This window comes from Psychrobacter sp. T6-6 (assembly GCF_052258185.1).
Lineage (GTDB): Bacteria > Pseudomonadota > Gammaproteobacteria > Pseudomonadales > Moraxellaceae > Psychrobacter.
This window is the reverse complement of sequence record NZ_JBQQEX010000019.1, coordinates 1-1,529: the sequence shown is the minus strand read 5'-3', so window position 1 is coordinate 1,529 and position 1,529 is coordinate 1. Positions and strand designations below refer to the sequence as shown.

The window sequence follows — 1,529 nt, the reverse complement described above, 5'->3', positions numbered from 1 at the left end:
CTAAACAGCACAGCAACGGGTGCAAACTCAATAGCAACAGGCTCAAATAGTACGGCTAATGGACAAAATGCACAAGCTACCCAAGATAGTGCCACAGCGTTAGGGAGTAGTGCTATTGCGAGTGGGATCGATTCGTTGTCTATAGGTTCATCGAATAAATCTTTGGCGAGTAGGGCTCTATCGATCGGTTCTAATAACATCGTTGAGGCAGAAGGATCCTCTACTATTGGGCAGTCTAATATTATAAGAGCTACAAGCCCAAGCACTATCAGAGCAGCAAATGATATATCAGACAGTCACGCACTTGGAAATAATAATCTTATTACCTCTAGTAATACGTTTGTTCTAGGCTCCAACATCAATAACTCAGGACAAACTGATAGCTTTGGTAATGCCATTCCAGTAGGTGATACGGTTACAAACTCGGTTTATTTGGGTAGCAATACAATTGCCACTACTGGCGATAAAGTAGGAACACAATTGTTGCAGAGTGATGGACAACAAGGTAGTACAACGACTGCTGGCAATACTGGCAGAGTAATAAACACAGTAATAGGTAGCGTCGACTACAGCAATTTTGCAGCAAGTACTGCAAATGGTGTCATCTCAGTCGGGTCAGCCAATGACGAGCGAAGAATTCAAAACCTAGCCGCTGGTGAAATCTCGCAAACCTCTTCAGATGCTATCAATGGCAGCCAATTGTATTCTGTGGCTAAAAATGTCTCACTAAACAGAGATATGGCTACTCAGAATCAGAGTGACATTACCGCTGCGAAAGTTGAAATTAATGAGAACAGGACTGCGTTGACCACAGCGAATAATCTTATTTCTCAGAATACGTCAAATATTGCAACTAATAAGACTGATTTAGTCAATGTTAAAGCCTCAACTTCTAAAAATACTGCCGATTTATTGACAGCTAATAATGCTATTTCTCAAAACACTAATGCGATTGCTAATTACTCCACTGCTTTGGGCAACACTAACAGAAGTGTGTCCAATAATGAAAGTGCGTTAATTATTGCTAATGCAGCGATTGCAAAAAACACTGGTGATTTGGTTACAGCTAATAATTTAATTTCTGAAAATACAGTTGCCATTGCAGAAAATTCAGGAAAGTTGATTGTCGTTGAATCAAATGTTTTAAAAAACACAAACGATTTAGCAAATGCCAATACCAAAATTTCAAACAACACCAATAATATCCTGCAAAACACTCAAAACTTAGCGTTAGCGAGTAGCCAAATAACTCAAAACAACAATAATATCTCGCAAAATGCAACAGATCTTGTTGTTGCCAATACCAAAATTTCAAAAAACACGGATGATATTTTGAAATACGGTCAGAGTCTATCTACTGCTAATAGTCAGATAACTAGGAACATCAGTAGTATTTCACAAAACGCTGAAGGATTAATGGCAGCAAATACAGCGATTACAGAGAATGCTAATAATCTAACAACGGCCAATGTCGCTATTGCAGAGAATGCCGAAGGATTAATGGCAGCAAATACAGCGATTACAGAGAA

1 pseudogene is annotated in these 1,529 nt (G+C 38.9%); it reads left to right on the top strand.

Annotated elements, in window-relative coordinates:
• Positions 1-1,529, top strand: a pseudogene (locus tag ACTXGL_RS14045) (hypothetical protein); the annotation flags it as partial.